Raw genomic sequence first — 16731 nt, 5'->3', positions numbered from 1 at the left:
CTTGTAGGCGGCGGAGATGTGGAGCACCGACGAAGAAGCCACCCGTGCCAGGGCGTGCGCCAGCCGACGCGACGCCCGGCCGCAGCGACGTCGTGTCGCGCGTCATCTTTGGACTCGACCCAAGTTAATGGGGCTCAGCTGACCTGCCCGCCATCGGGCGTACCAGTTGAAGGTCAGCAGAGTCCGTCTTCAGCGACATTCGCCGACGTGCCGGAGGAAAAATTGAGCCCGCAAAATTGCAGAAGCCGCCTCACATACGCATAGCGCAGCATGAGCCTGCCAAGCCACATGGAACCTGCGTCAAGCTGGCTCTGCTTTTGAGTTAACGGGGCTTGCCGATCGTCATGGGATCGTCGAAAGCGCGTGACCGCCAGCGGCACCGGCCGTTCGCGCTGCTTATGGCCGTCCATACTGTTGCGTAGTACGAAAACCAACAATTCAATGCAGACAACGCGGGCGGGAAGTGGCATGGCTGTCCGCGCCTACCCCCTCTTCACAGCAGGTCTGTCAATTCGCCAGGCCACAACTGCGCGCTATGGAGAATACGCAGGATACGAACGTGATCCTTTCCAACCCAGTAGGCCACGATGTACGGTGTGCGGCGAACGATCAACTCGCGCGTCCCTTCGATGCGCCCTGGACGCCCGCCCTCTGGAAATTGCGACAGCACCAGCACTTGCGTGGCGATGCGCTCGTCCACCGCAATCGCCGCGCGCGGGTCGTCCTGCTCGATGAAGTCGAAAATCCGCTCTCGGTCATCCATCGCCAACGGCGACCACTCCAGCCTCACGCCTCACCTTCATCCACTTTGAGCAGCGCGGCTGCTCGACGCTTGGCGAAATGCGTTTCAACTTTCTCGTGCGGGACGGCCGGGCGTGGATCATCCAAAGCCTCCTGCACCTTGGTTCGGAACCAAGCATCATGGGCCGCAGCGTCGACGGTAAACCCCGCCGGCAATGCGCCCTCCTTGGCCACGCGTGTCAGAACGATCCTCATCACATCCGAGACGGTGAGGCCGATGTTGTCGAGCACTGCGGTGGCACGCTCCTTCACCTCAGCGTCGATGCGGGTCTGTACCAATGCGTTTGCGACCATGATGGACCTCCAAGTCAGAGAACAAACAGATTCATTGTAATTCAACTGAATGACATTAACGGCGTGCTTGGGCCCAGCGCCTGATGGGGGAATGCAGCAGCGGGTGTCGGAGGGTTATGGGATTGATTCCGAAAGCCTTCTGGGCTTTGGCAGCGTCACGCGCCTTTCCCGCAGCCGCAAGGCTCACGTCGGGATAGGAGCCCAAGGCGAATTTCTTCTCGACCCCTCAATCCTGAACTTCCAAAACCATCGGTGAGAACCCGAGGCTGAGACTTCCAGATAGAGGCCACCCGCGAAAAACGAGTGCACACGCAATGCACACGAGCTCTTCTAAGTAGTTGATTCTCTTCAGGTTTCCGATTTATCCATCAGGGCGGACTTGCCCGAGTGCTTGCCGGATCCAACGTAAGAGGATTCGCCGAAATCCGGGCGCGGAATCATTGCCGACTCCAGTCCCGGCGGCGATTGCCTGGGCGTGTCGAACGGTGGCCGGGGGGCTGCTTGCATGGGATGTGTCATTGCGCGCTCCTCTCCATATACCGGAACGTCTCAGAGCTCAGAACTGGCCTTGCCGGTCGCCCGAGCGGTCTCCCGCAGCGCCTTGATCTGGTCACCGTTGCGCCGGGCGCCCTCGGCTTGGCGCTGCACTATGGCGCGCACGCTGGCAGGCAAGTCCTCCTCGAGTGCCTTGCGGTAGCGCACGACAGCAGCGTCCTCGCCGCGTTCGTATTCCTCGAGCGTCGACGCCGAACTGTCGGCGCCGACAAATCCCTTCGCGTGCACCCAGCCGCGATGCATCGCACCGCCGACGGTACCGCCGTCTCTGGGCTTGCCGCCGAACTGCCAGATGAGCCCGGCAAGTTCGGATGCCGCGCTGGCGCACTTCGATGCGCGGCTTTGAAAAACCTTCCTGAGTGGCGCCGAGTCCGCTTCTTTCGCGCATGCACGGAAGCCATACTGGCGGTCGCGCGAGTTCCCCAGAAGTTGGTTCAGAACGTCGACCATCTGATCGTTCGACACCGCTTCTGCAGCGGTGGAGATTGCGCTGATATCGCTGGCCATGAGTTGCTCTATGAAGAGTCGGTCACTGCGAAGGCCGGTCGGTCCGGGAAGGAAAACCGCAATGAGCCTCATGGTTGGCAAGATCCGGCGCGCACTCTGTCGTCTCGACGCGATGACGGTTGCAAGCCTTGTCCGAAGACAAGCTGGAAGTTCGCACCCCGCGAGGCATGGACGACGCCCGGAATCGGTCTCTTCCCACAGGGCGGGGCATCGCGTGGGATGAGAAAGAGGCTTTCGAACCCGACCAAGGACCAGCGATGACGGACTCGACCACCCGCAAGCACGACAGCGACGAACGCGACGCCGGCAAACCTTCTTCCGAACACAACAAGGCCGGCCATCAGGAACCCACCCCTCGCAATGAGCCACGCCGTACGCCCGAGAGCAGGCACGATCGCGAGAGCCACGTCGGCGGCGGCAACCAGCAGATCCGGTCGCGGCGCGGAGGCCTCTCATGACGCAGGATCATCGCTCATCGACAGAACCCAGGATCGCGCGCATCTGGCGTGGCCGGGTTGCGCCGGGCAAGGCCGACGCCTACGAGCGCTACCTGCTGGCGGAAGGCATTCCTCCGCTGCGCAAGACCGCCCTCGCGGTGCAGTTGTTCCGGGAAGACCGTGCAGCCGAAACCGAGTTCGTGACGACCTCCTACTGGCCCGACATCCCCTCAATGAGCGAGTTCACCGGCGGTGACCCGAACGTGGTCCATCACCTGCCGCGCGACGCGGAGTTCCTGATCGAACTGCCACAGCGGATCGAGGTGCTGCGCATCATCGTCAACACGCTGCCATAGGCTGCGCACCACCTACAGAGCGAAGCGCTTTGCCAACAACACCGACCTCGTGCAGGTCGGCGGCTATGCCCAGCTGGATGCGATGGTGGCTTACCATCAACCCAAGTACGACCTCCGGCTGAACCTGTTCAACCTGGCCAACCGCCATGACGCCGACGCGCTGATCCCATCGGACGGCGGCCGTGCGGTGCCGGGCTCGGGTCGCGCCGCCACGCTGTCGCTCACCTACCGGCTCTGAGTTTCCCCAGGAGCATTCGACACAACATGCTGGTCTGCATTCCCGGCGTCCTCGACCGCGAAGCGCTCGCGGCAGTTCGCGCGCGCCTCGATGCGGCCGGCGACGCCTGGGTCGACGGCCGCGTCACCGCGGGACACCAGGGCGCGCCGGTCAAGTTCAACCAGCAGATCGACGAAGGCTCGGCGGTGGCGCACGAATGCCAGGCCATCGTGGCGAGCGCGCTCGAACGCCATCCGACCTTCATCAGCGCGGCGCTGCCCAACCCGCTGTACCCGCCGATGTTCAACCGCTACAGCGAAGGCATGCGCTTCGGCCTGCACGTAGACGGCGGCGTGCGCATCGACCCTCGCACCGTCGCGCACGAGGCTCTGCACCCAGAAGAAGCACGCGAGCCGCACGCCGCGCGTGATGGGCGTCACTTGGTGCAGGCTGGTGGCGGGGTAGAGCACCATGTCGCCGGCTGCGAGCTTCACGGTCTGCATGCCGTGCGTGTCTTCCATCTGCAGTTCGCCGCCGTCGTAGCTGTCGGCGTCCGACAGGAAGAGCGTGGCCGACAGGTCGGTGCGCAGCTTGCGGACGCAGGCGACCGCGCATTGCTGTTCGACATGGACAACGCGGTCCAGCGCCTGAACCAGAGCGGTGCCGACGAATCGGCGCGCCGCACGCTGGTGGGCACGTATCACAACCTGCTTTGCAAATGGAGCGATACCTGAGCTCTTGAACGCTCCCGGCTCGACACTCCGCCACTCGCCCCCGGATGCCGCCTCGCCGCCGCGGCAACGTCGCCGGGCGCGTCCCGCAAGGGGCCACTCAGGAACGCCGCCAACACATCGTTGCTGGCAGCCTGGCTCCCGGCGGGGCCGCGCGACCCGCCGATCAATGCGGCCAGCGCGAAACGCACCGGGCCAGACAGGTACAGCGGCACGTCGGTAAAACTGTAGTGATTGGCCTCGGCGATCTGGTAGCGGTAGCCACCGGCGCGCAAGTGCTGTTCAAGAGCGGCGTTGCCCTGCAGATAGTTCTGCGAATGCCGGGTCTCGCGGTGGTCGCTTTCCAGCAGCAGGAACGGCACCGGCATCGGGTCGCTGGCCGCGCGGCCGTACAGGGTGCCGTCGAGGTTGGCGGCTGCTCGGATGCGAGTGTCGCTCATCGCCGCCTCGACAGCGCTAGCGCCGCCGAAGGAATGGCCGATCGCGGCAATGCGTTGCGGATCGAGCCGCTGCGACAGCCGCGGACCGAACGCGCCCGGCCGGCCGATCTGATCGACGACGTAGCGCAGGTCCGCTGCCCGCACCGCCTGCTGTGCGCCCATGTAGCGCGTGCGGTCGGGGTCGTCCGGCAGGAAGCGCTCAATCGGTGTCGCAAGGCGGCCATTGGCCAGCTCCACCACAGGGGCTTCGTAGGGATGGTCCAGCGCGAGCACGACGAAACCGCGGCTGGCCAGATCGGCAAGCAGCCCGGAGTAGAACGCACGCGACGCGCCGTAGCCCGGCGAGAACAGCACCACCGGCCAGCGCGCCTGTTGCGTGGCCACCGGCGCGTTGGCGCGGGCATGGGTGTCGATGCGGTCGTAGCGCTGCATCACCAGGCCAGGTATCAGCGAAACGTACGTCGGCAAGCTGCCGAGGCCGTCGATGTAGCGCGACCCAGCGCCCTCGCCGGGAACGGCGGGAACGGCCGGATACCAGGCCTGGACCACGACGTTGCGGTGATCGTGCGGGTCGGCGGTCGCGGCTTCGTCGCGATCGCTGTCGATCCATCGGAATACCTCGCTGCCGACCGCATAAGGTCCGCCTGGCGCGGGCAGCTCAGGCACCGGCACGAAACTCCACGCGAGCAACGCAACTGCGGCGAGCCCCGCCACACCACAGCGCCCCAGCCATGCGAGCGCGCTCCGCCGTGGCGGCGGCCCACGACGCCTCCAGGCCAGCACCGCCAGCCCTGCAAGCAATGCGTAGATGGCAACGTACTGCCAGTAGAAGCCCTCGCGCCACACCTGAACGAGGCAGGCGACCAACAACGCCGCCAGCACAGCGACGATGACGCGCGCGCCGACCCGCCTCGTCGCCACCGCGACCAGGGCCAGGCCAACTGCGACCAGGACGATCGCGCCATCCAGTGCTGACATCGCCAGCTCAGCCGCCGTACCTGGCGAGCATGCCCAGCTTCTCGCTCAGCCCGGCCTGGAATTGTTCGCGCTGCGAGGGCACCCACATCGGCGGATCGAACGAGGCGACGATGCGATTGCTCTCGATGCGGATCGTGCCGGCCAGCGGCTCGCGCACCGCAAAGCTGTCGCCCTGCACGTCGATCCTGAAGCCCAGCGCCTCGCCTTCCTTCAACTGCGCCTTCAGGGACTCCTGCAGCCTGGCCGGGCGCCCGGCGTGCGGTATGGATATCTCGATGGGCCGCAGGTCCGGCAGCGGCAGCAGCACCGCGGCGATGACCTTCGACGGCCCGCGCGCGCCAGGAAAGCGCAGCCCGGCGGCGGCATCGAGCACCAGCGCCCGGGCTGCGGCGACTTCGTCGTTGGCCTCGTAGCCGCTTTGCACGGTGACGAAGTTGTCGGTCAGCACATCGACCGACTCCACGCTGCCGTCTGCTGTCACAGCCATGCGAAAGCTCATCACGCCCTGCACTTCCTTGAACGGCCCAACCGGTTCGGCAAGCGAGCGATGGAACTCGAACACCATCTTGCGCGCGGCAGCGGCGTCGAGCGGTCCGGTTACCACCGGCGAGGTGGCGCGCAGGTGGCCGACCAGTGCGATGCGCCCTTCCAGCGGGTCCATGCTGCCCTCGATGGTCGGGGTGCCATGGACGATGCGGTCGTCGAACAGCAGCAGCTGGTTGAACTGCGCCGGCACCAGCTCGTACAGCACCTCGCCCTGCACGTGGTGCTTCTTGTAGCTCGGCACGCCGTCGCGCATCAGCAGGGTTTCGCCGCCGGAGAACTTGCGGGTCTGCCAGCGCGTGAGCGAGTAGACGAAGCCGCAGGTGCCGTTGTGGAAGTCGGTGTGCAGGCCCAGGGTGCAGCCGTTGACCATCAGGTGCAGGTTCGGCGCGCCGGTCGGAATCAGGCCGACGTGGTCGATGCACCACTGCTTCAGGTGCTGGTCGAAGCGCGCCCACAGCGCCTCGGGAAACACCTGCTGCGGCACCGTGCGCAGGTAGGTGTACATCTGCGGCTCGCAGAAGTATTGCCAATGCACGGTCTGCCTGTAGGCATTCTTGACCTTGCCGTCGTAGGCCGTGCGCATGGCCTCGGCCTCGGGAAAGAAGTCGCTGACGACGTGCTGGCGTTTCATCATGCCGGCTCCTTCATGGCGGCAGCGGTGGCCGCGGCGTGGTCGCGCATGTCGCCCAGGGCAACGCGAACCTGGCGGTTGCCGCTGTACGGCAGGCGCCCGTGGGCCATCAGCAGGTTGTTGACCAGCAGCACGTCGTGGGCCTGGGTCTGGATGCTGATCGAACATTCGGTCAGCACCCGGTCGATGGTGCGCACCCACCCGGCCGGAATCGGGCTGCCGTCGCCGAAGAACACCGTGCGCGGAAACTGGTCGCGCCGGAAGTGCTTGCTCAGCAGGGCATCGACTTCGGTTGGCAGCGCGTCGGGGTGGTGCAGCAGGATCTGGTTGAACCATGCCTCTGTGTCGCGCTCTGGAATCTGCAGCAGCGCGTGGGTGCGGTACGACACGGTCAGGTCGTTCTCCGAAATCGCGTCGATCTCGTGCCCGGTCGGCGCGATCTTCTCGCGCAGTTCCTGCAGGCTGCCGACCTTGAAGAACTGCTCCCACGAGGCATCCAGGCCACGGATGAAGCGGCGCCGGTAGACCAGACCCAGTTCGCGGAACCGATCGAGCATTTCTGCAGGCAGGCACTCGATGACCTTGCGCCCGTCCGACAGGGTCCACTCACCCCCTTCGGACGCCGGCTCCAGGCAGAAGAACAACTGGCGCGATGGCCAGGTCTGGGTATGCGAAGCCTCGTTGTGGAAGCGGATCTCCAGGTGCCTGGGGTACGGCGTCGCGAAGTAGACGTTCTCGCTGGCGCTGGCCAATGGCAGGTCGCCGTAGTGCCTGTACAGCGCGTCGCAGGCCGAGGCGGCGGAGGCCTCGAAGCCGTCGAGGCCGCCGACGTCAAAATCGCGGAACAGCACGTGGCCGTCGCTCCACAGCGCTTCGTCGATGCGCTCGCGGTGTTGGCGTATCCAGGGCGCGAGCGGTTCGCGCGAAGCAGAGGTGATTTGCATGGGCTCGGTTTGCGATGGGTTTGGAAAGAGGAGCGAGCGGCACTGTTCAGGACATGGCCACGAGAATCCGCCGCGCGCCGTCGAACGGCAGTCGCCCGTGCGCCGCCAGCACGTTGTCGACCACCAGCAGATCGCCCTGCTGCCAACGAAAAGTACGCCGCTGCGCGCGCAGCACCTCGCGCACGCTGGCCAGGGTGGCGTTGTCGATCCGGCCGCCGTCGCCGTAGTACGCCGCCATCGGCAGGCCGGCCTCGATGCGCGCATCGACCGTGCTGGCCATCGGTGTGTTGGAGGCGTGGAACAGGTGCACCTGGTTGAACCAGACCCGCTCGCCAGTCAGCGGATGCAGGCGCGTGGCCGGCCGCCGCTCGTGAATGCGCAGGCCGCCGCTAGGCTGCCATTCGCAGCCGATGTCCATGTCGCGGCACCAGGCCTCGACCCGCTCGCGGTCCTGCGTCTCGAAGGCCTTGCTCCAAGCGTTGTAGCGCGATTGCGCCGGCGCCAGGTTGCGCACGTACATCAGCTGGCGGCGCTCGAACTCCTCGACGATAGGCGCCGGCATTGCCTGCAGGATGCGCCGCGAGTCGGCCAACGGCGTTTCGCCGCCGGTCTGCGGCGCGGTCGCGCAGAAGAAGTACAGCCGCTGCGGCCAGCGCGCGCTGTACGACATCTCGTTGTGCAGCGGAATCTCCAATTGCTTCGGATATTCGGTCGAGGTGTAGATGCCTTCAGCCACCTGGCTGCGCGGCGAAGTGCCGCCTGCATAGCCGCGCAGCTGCGGCGCCATCGCCGCAACCGCGCGACGGAAGTCTTCGGCCTCGCGCAGGGGGAAGCCTCGAAACAGCAGCGCACCGGCACGCAGCAGCACCGGCTCTAGCCGCGGCATCGTCTGTGCGAACCAGGCCCCGGCTTCCGCCGCGCCGCGCCCGGCCAGAGCGGAGTCGGCATGGATGCAATGCGGAAAGCCGCTGCCGATGCTTTCATCGGTCTCGCTCATGCTCATCGCCCCAGGTACCAGTGGCGGCCGACGATCTCGATCACGCGATCGACGTGCGGCGGCTTGAGGATCGACAGGTGGTCACTGCCGGGCACATCGAAGCTGCGCAGTTGCGGCTCGTGCTGGCGCCAGGCGTCGAGATCGACGGCTTCGCCGGGAACGGCGCGCAGCAGCAACGCCAGGCCGCCGAACGCACCCTGTGGCCGATAGCCGATCGCGCACTGGCGGCAGAACATCTCCAGCACGGGCACGAAGTCTTCGAGCCGCGCATTGGCCGGCAGCAGCCGGCCGCGGCGCATCGCCTCGAAGATCGGCCGCGCCTGTTCGGTGGGTGGCAGCTCGGCCAGCGTGTCGGCATCGAGCCCGTGCTCCTGCTCGCTTTGCAGTTCGATCAACGCCAGGTACTCGCGCAATGCGTAGCCGCGATCACCGTGCCCCTCTGCTCGCGGTGCCTGGGTGTCGACCAGCACCACCGGCGCGACCGTGACGCCGGCCTCTGTCAACTGCCTGGCCGCCTCCAGCGCGACCCAGCCGCCGAACGAATGGCCGACAAGGTGATAAGGCCCCTCCGGCTGCAGGCTGCGGATCGTATCGACATAGCGCCGCGCCGCCTCCTGCAGCGTCGGCGGTTCGCCATCGCGGCCGAGCGGCGCGGGCGCTTCCAGGCCGATGAAGCCGGCGTCGCCGGGGCTGCGCGCAGCAAAGTCGAGGAACGAAGTGGCGTTGGCGCCTGCGCCCGGCAGGCAGAACACCTTGCGCGTTTGCGCATTGCCGGTGCGGATGGTCACTGCCGCGCCCGGTGCGGGCGAGCGGGCACTGCCGCCCGGCTTCGGCGCCATGCCGTCGAGGCGGGCCAGCACAGAAGCGATCGCGCCGCCGACCCGGCCGGCGCGCTCTGCGTCCATCATGATGCTCCAGTGGTCGCCGCCTACAGGATGCACCTGCAGGCGATTGCCCAGCAACCCGCTCCAGCCGTTGGACGGATCGCCCGCATCACCCGCATCAGCCGGCTGGGCCGCGAACAGATGCGTATCGATCTCCAGCGGCTGTGCGTAATAGCGATGCGCCGCGGCGCGCAGGTTGAACCAGAGCATGGCGCGTGCTTCGAACTCGGCCGGGCTCATGTCCTTCTTCAGCCACCCTTCGCCACGCGCCAGCGCAATCGCCCCAGGCAGGTCTTCGGTGGCGAGGATCCGCGCGATCTCGGCCGCCTGCAGCTTGCGCCCGTAGTACTCGGCGAAGGCCACCAGCAGCAGCTTCCTGTCGTGCAAGCCCAGTTCGGAGATGCCGCGCTCGCCCTCGCCGCGGTGCCAGCTGTCGATCAAACCGAGGAACTCGACCCGCTCGCCCAGTGCGAGCAGTTGCTGCGCGACCTCGAAGGCGAGCACGCCACCGGCCGACCAGCCAGCCAGGCGGTACGGCCCCTGCGGCAGCGCCTCGCGGATCAGGCGCACATAGCCCGCGGCCAGATCTTCATAGCGACTGTCGGCATGCACCGCATGGCGGTCGGCGCGGATGCCGTACAAGCCGATCTCGGGATCGATGCGTTGTGCCAGCCGCTCGTAAGACAGCACTTCGCCGCTGGGCTCGTGGATGAACACCAGCGGACGCCGCGAACCGCCCTTGCGGATGGTCACCCATTGCGCGTTCGCCATGACGTCAACGCCATCGCGCGGCTTACCGATCAAAGCCGCCAGCGTGCTCAACTGCTGCGCCAGCAGCACGTCCTGCAGCGCGACTTCGTAGCCCTTCTGCTTCAACCCCTCGATGACCTGGAACACCATCAGCGAGTAGCCGCCCAGGTCGAAGAAGTTGTCGTGGCGGCCGACGCGTTCGACCCCGAGCAGTTCCGACCACAGTGCGGCGATGGCGCACTCCACCTCGCCCTGTGGCGGCTCGTAGCGGCTCAGGGCCAGGCCCTGCCCGTCCGGTGCCGGCAGCGCCTTGCGGTCGAGCTTGCCGTTGGGCGTCAACGGAAGCGCGTCGAGGGCGACGAAGGCCGAGGGCAGCATGTATTCGGGCAGATGCGCGGCCAGGCCGGCGCGCAGCTGCGCCGGGTCCACCGCATCGACCGCATGGGCGACCACGTAGGCGACCAGGCGCTTGTCGCCGGGGCTGTCCTCGCGCGCGATCACCGCCGCCTCGCGCACGCACCCCTGTTGCGCCAGGCGTGCTTCGATCTCGCCCAGCTCGATGCGGAAGCCGCGCAGCTTGATCTGCGAGTCGTTGCGGCCGAGATATTCGAGCGTGCCGTCCTCGCGCCAGCGGCCGAGGTCGCCGGTGCGGTACATGCGCGCCTGCGCGTCGCCCGCGAACGGGTCGCGCAGGAAGCGTTCGGCGGTGAGTTCAGGGCGGCCCAGGTAGCCGCGCGCCACGCCGGCGCCGCCGATGTGGATCTCGCCGGCCACGCCGACCGGCACCGGCTGCGCGGACTCATCCAGCAGATAGATGCGTGCGCCCGGCATGACCTGGCCGATGTGCGGACGGCGCCCGTCGACCACGCCGCAGCTGGCATCGACGCTGCACTCGGTCGGGCCGTACATGTTGAAGAACAGGCGCTCGTCGACGGCAGCCAATGCGCCCCAGGTGGCCGCGTCGATAGCCTCGCCACCGAGCAGCAGCTTGCGCAGGCTCGGCGCGCGCCCCTGCAGCAGGCCTGCGCCCTGCATCAGCCGCAGATGCGATGGCGTGCACTCCATCACCTCGATGCGATGCGCCTCCAGAAAGCCGAGCAGATCCTCCGCGCCGAGCCGCGCCGCCTCGGGCAGCAGGAACACGCTGCGGCCGAAAGCCAGCTGCCCCCAGGCCTTGACCGCCATGTCGAAACCGAACGATGAGTTCCACGCCACGCGCTGGCAATCGGGTGCCACGCCGTGGATGCAGGCTTCCATTGCATGGAGGAAATACGCCACGTTGCGGTGCTCGACCATGACGCCCTTGGGCGTGCCGGTCGAGCCGGAGGTGTAGATCACATAGGCCAGGTGCGCGGGCGTGAGGCCGACGGCGGCCGGGTCCGGGTTGCTGGACGAGGCCTCGGCCCAGTCTGGCTGCTCTGCATCGAGCATCATGCGAACGCAGCGCCCGGGCGTCTGCAGCCGTGCGTCCAACCGCTGCAGCGTCAGCAGCACGACCGCACCGCTGTCGGCCAACATGTGCGCCAGGCGCTCGTCCGGATAGACCGGGTCGAGTGGCACGTAGGCGCCGCCGGCCTTGAGCGTGCCCAGCATCGCCACGACAAGCTCCAGGCTGCGCTCAGCGCAGATCGCGACGCGGTCGTCGGGCTTCACGCCGAGCGCGCGCAGGTGATGGGCGAGCCGGTTGGCGCGGGCGTTGAGCTCGGCGTAGCTGAGCGCCTCACCCGCGTACTCGATCGCCTGTGCGTCAGGCTGCCGCGCGGCCTGCTCTTCGATGAGCGCGTGCACCAGTACCGGTCTGGCGGCAGCAACGTGGCTTTCGTTGAAGCCTTCCACGATGGCCTCGCGCTCCTGCTCATCCAGTAGATCGATGCGATCGACCTGCTGGCTGTCGTCGGCAACCATCGCGCGCAGCACCGCCTCCAGGCAGCGCCACTGGCGGCAGACCGTGGCCTCGTCGAACAGGGCCGTGGCGTAGTTGAGCTGGCCGCCGATGCCGTCTTCGCTCTCGCGCAGTTCGAGCGACAGCTCGAACTGCGCGCTGTCGGGTCCGCCGCCAAGGCTCTGCGCCTGCAGGCCGGCCAGGTCGAGTTCGGCCTTGGGCGTGTTGTGCCACGACAGCATGACCTGGAACACCGGATGGTGGGCCAGTGAGCGCGGCGGGTTGAGCGCCTCGACCAGCCGTTCGAACGGCACGTCCTGCAGGCTCTGCGCCTGCACCGCGGTCTGCCGCGCCCGGGTCAGCAGCGCCTGCACGCTGGGGCTGCCGGACAGGTCGATCTTCAGGGCCTGGGTGTTGACGAAGAAGCCGATCAGCGGCTCGACCTCGATGCGGCTGCGGCCGGCGTGCGAGCTGCCGATCACCACCTGGTCTTGTCCGCCAAGCCGGCCCAGCACCACCGCCCAGGCCGCGAGCATGGTCATGTACAGCGTGGTGCCATGGCGCTGGCCGAGCGCGCGCAGGCCCTGGCTGAGCCCGGCCTCGAGCGCGATGGCGATGTTGGCGCCGCGATAGTCCTGCACCGGCGGACGCGGCCGGTCGGTCGGCAGATCGAGCAAGCTCGGCGCACCGCGCAGCTGTTGCACCCATTGCTGCAACTGCTGCTGCAGCAGCGGCCCTTGCAGCCATTGGCGCTGCCACATGCCGAAGTCGGCGTACTGGATGGCCAGCGGCGGCAGCGGATCGGGCCGGCCTTCGCGGAAGGCGCGGTACAGCGTCGAGAACTCGTTCGCCAGCACCCCGCCCGACCAGCCGTCGGAAACGATGTGATGCATGGTCACCAGCAGCACGTGGTCGTCCGGGCCAAGCGCGAGCAGGCGGCCGCGAATCAGCGGCCCCAGGGCGAGGTCGAACGAACGCAGCGCCTCTTCGCGAAGGACCGGCTCCAGCTCGGCATCGGTAGCGCCGCGCAGGTCTTCGCGCTGCAGCGCGAAGCCGCGGGCTTCGTCGATGACTTGCAGCGCCTGGCCGCCGATGCCGACGAACCGGGTGCGCAGCACCTCGTGGCGTTCGACGATGCGGTCGAACGCGGCTTGCAGCGCAGCAACATCGAGCGGGCCGCGCAGCCGCACCGCATCGGGCACGTGATAGGCCTTGCTTGCCTCGGGATCGACCCGGGCGATGAACCACAGGCGCTGCTGCGCGAACGACATCGGCAAGGGCGCCGAGCGGTCGGCGCGGGTGATCGCGCTGAGCGTGTTCTGGCTTGCCTCGGCCACGTCCTGGGCGAGGTCGGCCAGCTGCGGGTGGGTGAACAGCACCGGCAGCGGTAGCTCGACGCCGAGCCGCTCGCGCAACTGCGAGATCAGACGCATCGCGAGCAGCGAATGGCCGCCGAGCTCGAAGAAGTTGTCGTGCCGCCCGACGCGTTCGATGCCGAGCAGCTCGCACCAGATCTGCGCCAGCGTGTCCTCTATCTCGCCGATCGTCGCCTCGTAGGCGCGGTGGACGAAGGCCAGGCCGTCCGGCACCGGCAGGGCCTTGCGGTCAAGCTTGCCGTTCGGGGTGAGCGGCAGGGCCTCGAGCGGCATGAACGCGCCCGGCAGCATGTAGTCAGGCAACTGCGCGGCCAGGCGCTGGCGCAGCTCGGCGGGGTCTGTCGCCTGCGCATCGCTCACATCGCCCACGATGTAGGCGACCAGGCGCTTGTCGCCGGGCACGTCTTCGCGCGCGATCACCGCGGCTTCGCGCACGCCGGGCAGTTCGTTCAGACGCGCCTCTATCTCGCCCAGCTCGACGCGATGGCCGCGAATCTTGACCTGGAAATCGTTGCGGCCGAGGTATTCGATGGTGCCGTCGTCGCGCCAGCGGCCGAGGTCGCCGGAACGGTACATGCGCGAGTGCGCGTCTCCCGCGAAGGGGTCGGCCAGGAACCGTTCGGCGCTCAGTTCGGGCTGGTTGAGGTAACCGCGCGCGACCTGCACGCCTGCGATGTGGATCTCGCCAGCTACACCGCGCGGCACTGGCCGGCGCTGTGCGTCGAGCAGGTACATCCGGCAGTTGTCGACCGGCGTGCCGATGGGCGGCAGGTCGTCCCAATCCTCCGCCGCGCCAACCAGCGTGTGGGCGGTGACCACGTGGCTTTCGGTCGGGCCGTAGTGGTTGTGCAGGCGAGAGCCGCTGCTGCCTTCGAACAGACGCCGGATCGCCGGCGTGATGCGCAGCTGCTCGCCGGCGACGACCAGGTCGCGCAGCGCCGGCAGCGGCGCTTCGCGCTGCGACCACAGCTCGCTCAGGGCGTTGAGCGCGATGCAGGGCAGGAACAGCCGTTCGATGTGCTGCTCGCCAAGCCAGTCGGCCAGGGCGGGCAGGTCTCGGCGCAAGTCTTCGTGCAGCAGCACCAGGGTGCCACCGCCGGCCAGCGTCGAGAAGATTTCCTGGAACGCGACATCGAAGCCGGGTGCGGCGAATTGCAGCGTGCGCGCCGCGCCCGGCAGCACCCCGCGCTGCCAGGCCAGCAGATTGACCAGGCCGCGATGCGGCATCGCCACGCTCTTGGGCCGGCCGGTCGATCCTGATGTGTAGATCACGTATGCCAGGTGCTCGCCGCGCAGGCCCAGCGCATGCGGGTCGGGGCGCTGCGCCGCGGTCTGCGCCCACGGCGCCTGGCCGATATCGTCGAGCAGCACGCATTCGCAAGCCGCTGGTGGATGCAGTCGCTCGACCAGCCGCTCCTGCGTCAGCAGCACGCGCGACGCGCTGTCGCCGAGCATGTGCGCCAGCCGTTCGTCAGGGTGAGCGGGGTCCAGCGGCACGTACGCGCCGCCGGCCTTGAGCGTAGCCAGGATCGCGACCACCAGCGCCGGACCGCTCTCCAGGCAGATCGCGACGCGCTCGTCGGGGCCGACGCCAAGACTGCTCAGATGCCGGGCCAGCTGGTTCGCCTGCGCCTCCAGTTCGCCGTAGCTCAGCCGCTGCGTGCCGAACTCCAAAGCCAATGCGGACGGGTCGCGCCCGGCCTGGCGCTCGAACAGCGCATGCACCAGTTCGCCATCGCCGCTGTGGTCGCGGTGAGTGGCATTGAAGCCTTGCAGGACCTGTGCGCGTTCGGCCGGCGGCAGGGTCTCGATCGCGTGCATCGGCGTGTCCTGCGCCTGGTCCAGCGCGTGCCTCAGATGCTCCAGGGTTTCGCGCACCCAGCCGGCGATGCGCGCGGCGTCCACGCGCTCGACGATTTCGGCGGTGACGGAGAAACCATCGCCATGGTCGTCGACGTGCAGCACGAACGGATAGTTGGTGCGGTCGCGGCTGTCGAGATAACGGATGCCGGCGATGCCTTCTTCGCCTTGTGCAGGCTCGTCGCGGCTGTGGCGATAGTTCAGCAGCGCCGAGAACAGCGGCGTGTTCGCGGCCAGTCCGCTGCAACGCTGGGCCAGCGTCAGCGGCGCGTGCTCGTGGCGCAGCAATCCGGCGAGGCTGGCCGCGGTCTCTTCGAGCGCGGTGGCGGCGCTGCGTCCATCCAGTCGCACCCGCAGCGGCAAGGTATTGATGAACATGCCCATGGCGCGATCGGCTCCAGCGCCCCCCTGCAGACGCCCGAACAGCACCGTGCCGAACACCACGTCTTCGCGCGCGCTGCAACGCCCCAGCACCTGCGCCCACGCCAGGTGGAACACGCAGGCAGGGCTGACCCCGTGCGCTCGCGCGACCCGGCGCACGTCAGCGCACAGTGCAGGCTCGAGCCGGAGCTTCGCCTGCACCGCATCGCTGCCGTTGCCGCGCACGTCGAGCAGGTCGAAGGGCGCGGTCGGCTGCTCGACGTCGCCGAGCATCGCGCGGAAGAACTGCTCGTGTTCGGCCTCGCGCGCGGACAGCCGTGCCTGCGCGACGAAGTTGCGGAACGGCACCGGCTCGGGCAGTTCGGCGCGGCGGTCCTGCATCACCAGGCCGACCTCGTGCACCAGCAGCTCCATGGTCACGTGGTCCATCACCAGGTGGTGGTAGAGCATCTGCAACAGCCAGCGCCCACTGGCCTCGAAGGTGGCATCGAAGGCAGCAAAGCCACGCATCATCGGCGCCTGTCGCACATCGAGGCGATAGCGCCCCGGATCGGCGTGGGCCTGCAATCGCGCCTGCACTTCGTCGGCGAACTCCAGCGTCTCCACTTCAAGCTGCGCCTGCCGCCACACCACCTGCACCGGCTCGGCCAGGCCGTCCCATTGCACCGCGGTGCGCAGCACGTCCTGCCGCGCGATCACCTCGTTCATCGCGGCGACGAAGCGGTCCAGCAGCTCGCGGCTGTCGAAACCCATCAGCAGCCGGGTCAGGTAGGCATCGCCCTGCTGCTGCAGCAGGTGATGGAACAGGATGCCCTCCTGCAGCGGCGCCAGCGAATAGATGTCCTGCACGTTGCCGGCCCCGCCCGGAGTGGCGGCCACGATGCGGTCGATCTGGGCCTGCTCCAGCCGCACCAGCGGCAACATCTGCGGGGTGATTCGCGCCTGCTGCGCCGCCGGTGCCGGCGCGGCGCGTTCGCCGTTGGCCGCGACCCAGCTCAACAGCGCCTGCTTGTGCAGCTTCAGCGATGCCATCACGCCCGGGGTCAGCACGCCGCGAGGCGCCTTCACCACCAGTTCGCCCTGCTCGATCCGCGCTTCGAACCGGCGCTGCTCGAGCAGGCCGATCAGGGCCGGCGCATCCAGCGATTTCATGCTCGCGACTTC

14 protein-coding genes and 2 pseudogenes are annotated in these 16731 nt (G+C 67.8%); 4 read left to right on the top strand and 12 right to left on the bottom strand.

The window, feature by feature from the left end; translation table 11 throughout:
- Window positions 1-173: 173 nt before the first annotated feature.
- The 6 genes from BMW87_RS34915 to BMW87_RS33060 form a co-directional block, all read right to left on the bottom strand.
- Window positions 174-470, bottom strand: coding sequence for a hypothetical protein (locus BMW87_RS34915; RefSeq protein ID WP_143062655.1), 297 nt, complete (start codon window positions 468-470; stop codon window positions 174-176).
- Window positions 471-493: 23 nt separating this feature from the next.
- On the bottom strand, window positions 494-790 hold the full coding sequence (locus tag BMW87_RS33070) for a type II toxin-antitoxin system RelE/ParE family toxin (RefSeq protein ID WP_093082490.1): 297 nt from the start codon (window positions 788-790) through the stop codon (window positions 494-496).
- Window positions 787-1095 (bottom strand): type II toxin-antitoxin system RelB family antitoxin, encoded by a 309-nt coding sequence (locus BMW87_RS33065; RefSeq protein WP_093082487.1) that lies wholly within the window; start codon window positions 1093-1095, stop codon window positions 787-789. Before BMW87_RS33065 ends, BMW87_RS33070 begins: the two co-directional genes overlap by 4 nt.
- Window positions 1096-1150: 55 nt before the next feature.
- Window positions 1151-1282: a hypothetical protein gene (locus BMW87_RS35775; protein ID WP_354337939.1), complete on the bottom strand. Its 132-nt coding sequence runs from the start codon at window positions 1280-1282 to the stop codon at window positions 1151-1153.
- Window positions 1283-1443: 161 nt separating this feature from the next.
- Entirely contained in the window at window positions 1444-1614 is a 171-nt protein-coding gene (locus BMW87_RS35260) for a hypothetical protein (RefSeq protein ID WP_218149805.1), read from the bottom strand.
- A 30-nt stretch (window positions 1615-1644) separates the two neighbouring features.
- Window positions 1645-2157, bottom strand: a complete 513-nt coding sequence (locus BMW87_RS33060) for a PA2169 family four-helix-bundle protein (RefSeq protein WP_093082485.1) — start codon at window positions 2155-2157, stop codon at window positions 1645-1647.
- Window positions 2158-2414: 257 nt separating this feature from the next.
- Here BMW87_RS33060 and BMW87_RS33055 point away from each other — a divergent pair, with 257 nt between their 5' ends.
- From BMW87_RS33055 to BMW87_RS33045, 3 genes and pseudogenes are all read left to right on the top strand, one after another.
- Window positions 2415-2615, top strand: a complete 201-nt coding sequence (locus tag BMW87_RS33055; protein WP_093082482.1) for a hypothetical protein — start codon at window positions 2415-2417, stop codon at window positions 2613-2615.
- Window positions 2612-2950: a hypothetical protein gene (locus tag BMW87_RS33050; RefSeq protein WP_093082480.1), complete on the top strand. Its 339-nt coding sequence runs from the start codon at window positions 2612-2614 to the stop codon at window positions 2948-2950. Before BMW87_RS33055 ends, BMW87_RS33050 begins: the two co-directional genes overlap by 4 nt.
- A 10-nt stretch (window positions 2951-2960) precedes the next feature.
- Window positions 2961-3188 (top strand): annotated as a pseudogene (locus BMW87_RS33045) (TonB-dependent siderophore receptor); the annotation flags it as partial.
- A 281-nt stretch (window positions 3189-3469) separates the two neighbouring features.
- On the opposite strand, the pseudogene BMW87_RS33040 reads toward BMW87_RS33045, so the two are convergent.
- Window positions 3470-3760 (bottom strand): annotated as a pseudogene (locus BMW87_RS33040) (2OG-Fe(II) oxygenase); the annotation flags it as partial.
- A gap of 33 nt (window positions 3761-3793) precedes the next feature.
- On the opposite strand from BMW87_RS33040, the gene BMW87_RS35770 reads away from it, so the two are divergent.
- The gene (locus BMW87_RS35770; protein ID WP_177192908.1) at window positions 3794-3901 is read left to right on the top strand and encodes a hypothetical protein; all 108 of its coding nucleotides are present in this window, start codon (window positions 3794-3796) and stop codon (window positions 3899-3901) included.
- Here the strand turns inward: BMW87_RS35770 and BMW87_RS33035 are convergent.
- From BMW87_RS33035 to BMW87_RS33015, 5 genes are read right to left on the bottom strand one after another with little or no spacing between them, the layout of a single operon-like run.
- Entirely contained in the window at window positions 3868-5316 is a 1449-nt protein-coding gene (locus BMW87_RS33035; RefSeq protein WP_093082477.1) for an alpha/beta hydrolase family protein, read from the bottom strand. The genes BMW87_RS35770 and BMW87_RS33035 overlap by 34 nt on opposite strands.
- Window positions 5317-5323: 7 nt before the next feature.
- Window positions 5324-6493 carry a hypothetical protein gene (locus BMW87_RS33030; protein ID WP_093082475.1) on the bottom strand — a complete coding sequence of 390 codons (1170 nt, stop codon included), beginning with the start codon at window positions 6491-6493 and terminating at the stop codon, window positions 5324-5326.
- Window positions 6493-7437 (bottom strand): TauD/TfdA family dioxygenase, encoded by a 945-nt coding sequence (locus BMW87_RS33025; RefSeq protein WP_093082472.1) that lies wholly within the window; start codon window positions 7435-7437, stop codon window positions 6493-6495. The genes BMW87_RS33030 and BMW87_RS33025 overlap by 1 nt, the downstream gene beginning before the upstream one ends.
- Before the next feature lie 46 nt (window positions 7438-7483).
- A complete protein-coding gene (locus BMW87_RS33020; RefSeq protein WP_177192906.1) occupies window positions 7484-8434 on the bottom strand; it encodes a TauD/TfdA family dioxygenase in 951 nt (316 codons plus the stop codon).
- A gap of 2 nt (window positions 8435-8436) precedes the next feature.
- A complete protein-coding gene (locus tag BMW87_RS33015) occupies window positions 8437-16719 on the bottom strand; it encodes a non-ribosomal peptide synthetase (RefSeq protein WP_143062654.1) in 8283 nt (2760 codons plus the stop codon).
- Window positions 16720-16731: the final 12 nt, after the last annotated feature.

The sequence above is a fragment of the Variovorax sp. OV084 genome (genome assembly GCF_900111625.1).
GTDB lineage: Bacteria > Pseudomonadota > Gammaproteobacteria > Burkholderiales > Burkholderiaceae_C > Variovorax.
The sequence above is the reverse complement of the archived record's forward strand: the minus strand, read 5'-3'. Positions and strand labels throughout refer to the sequence as shown.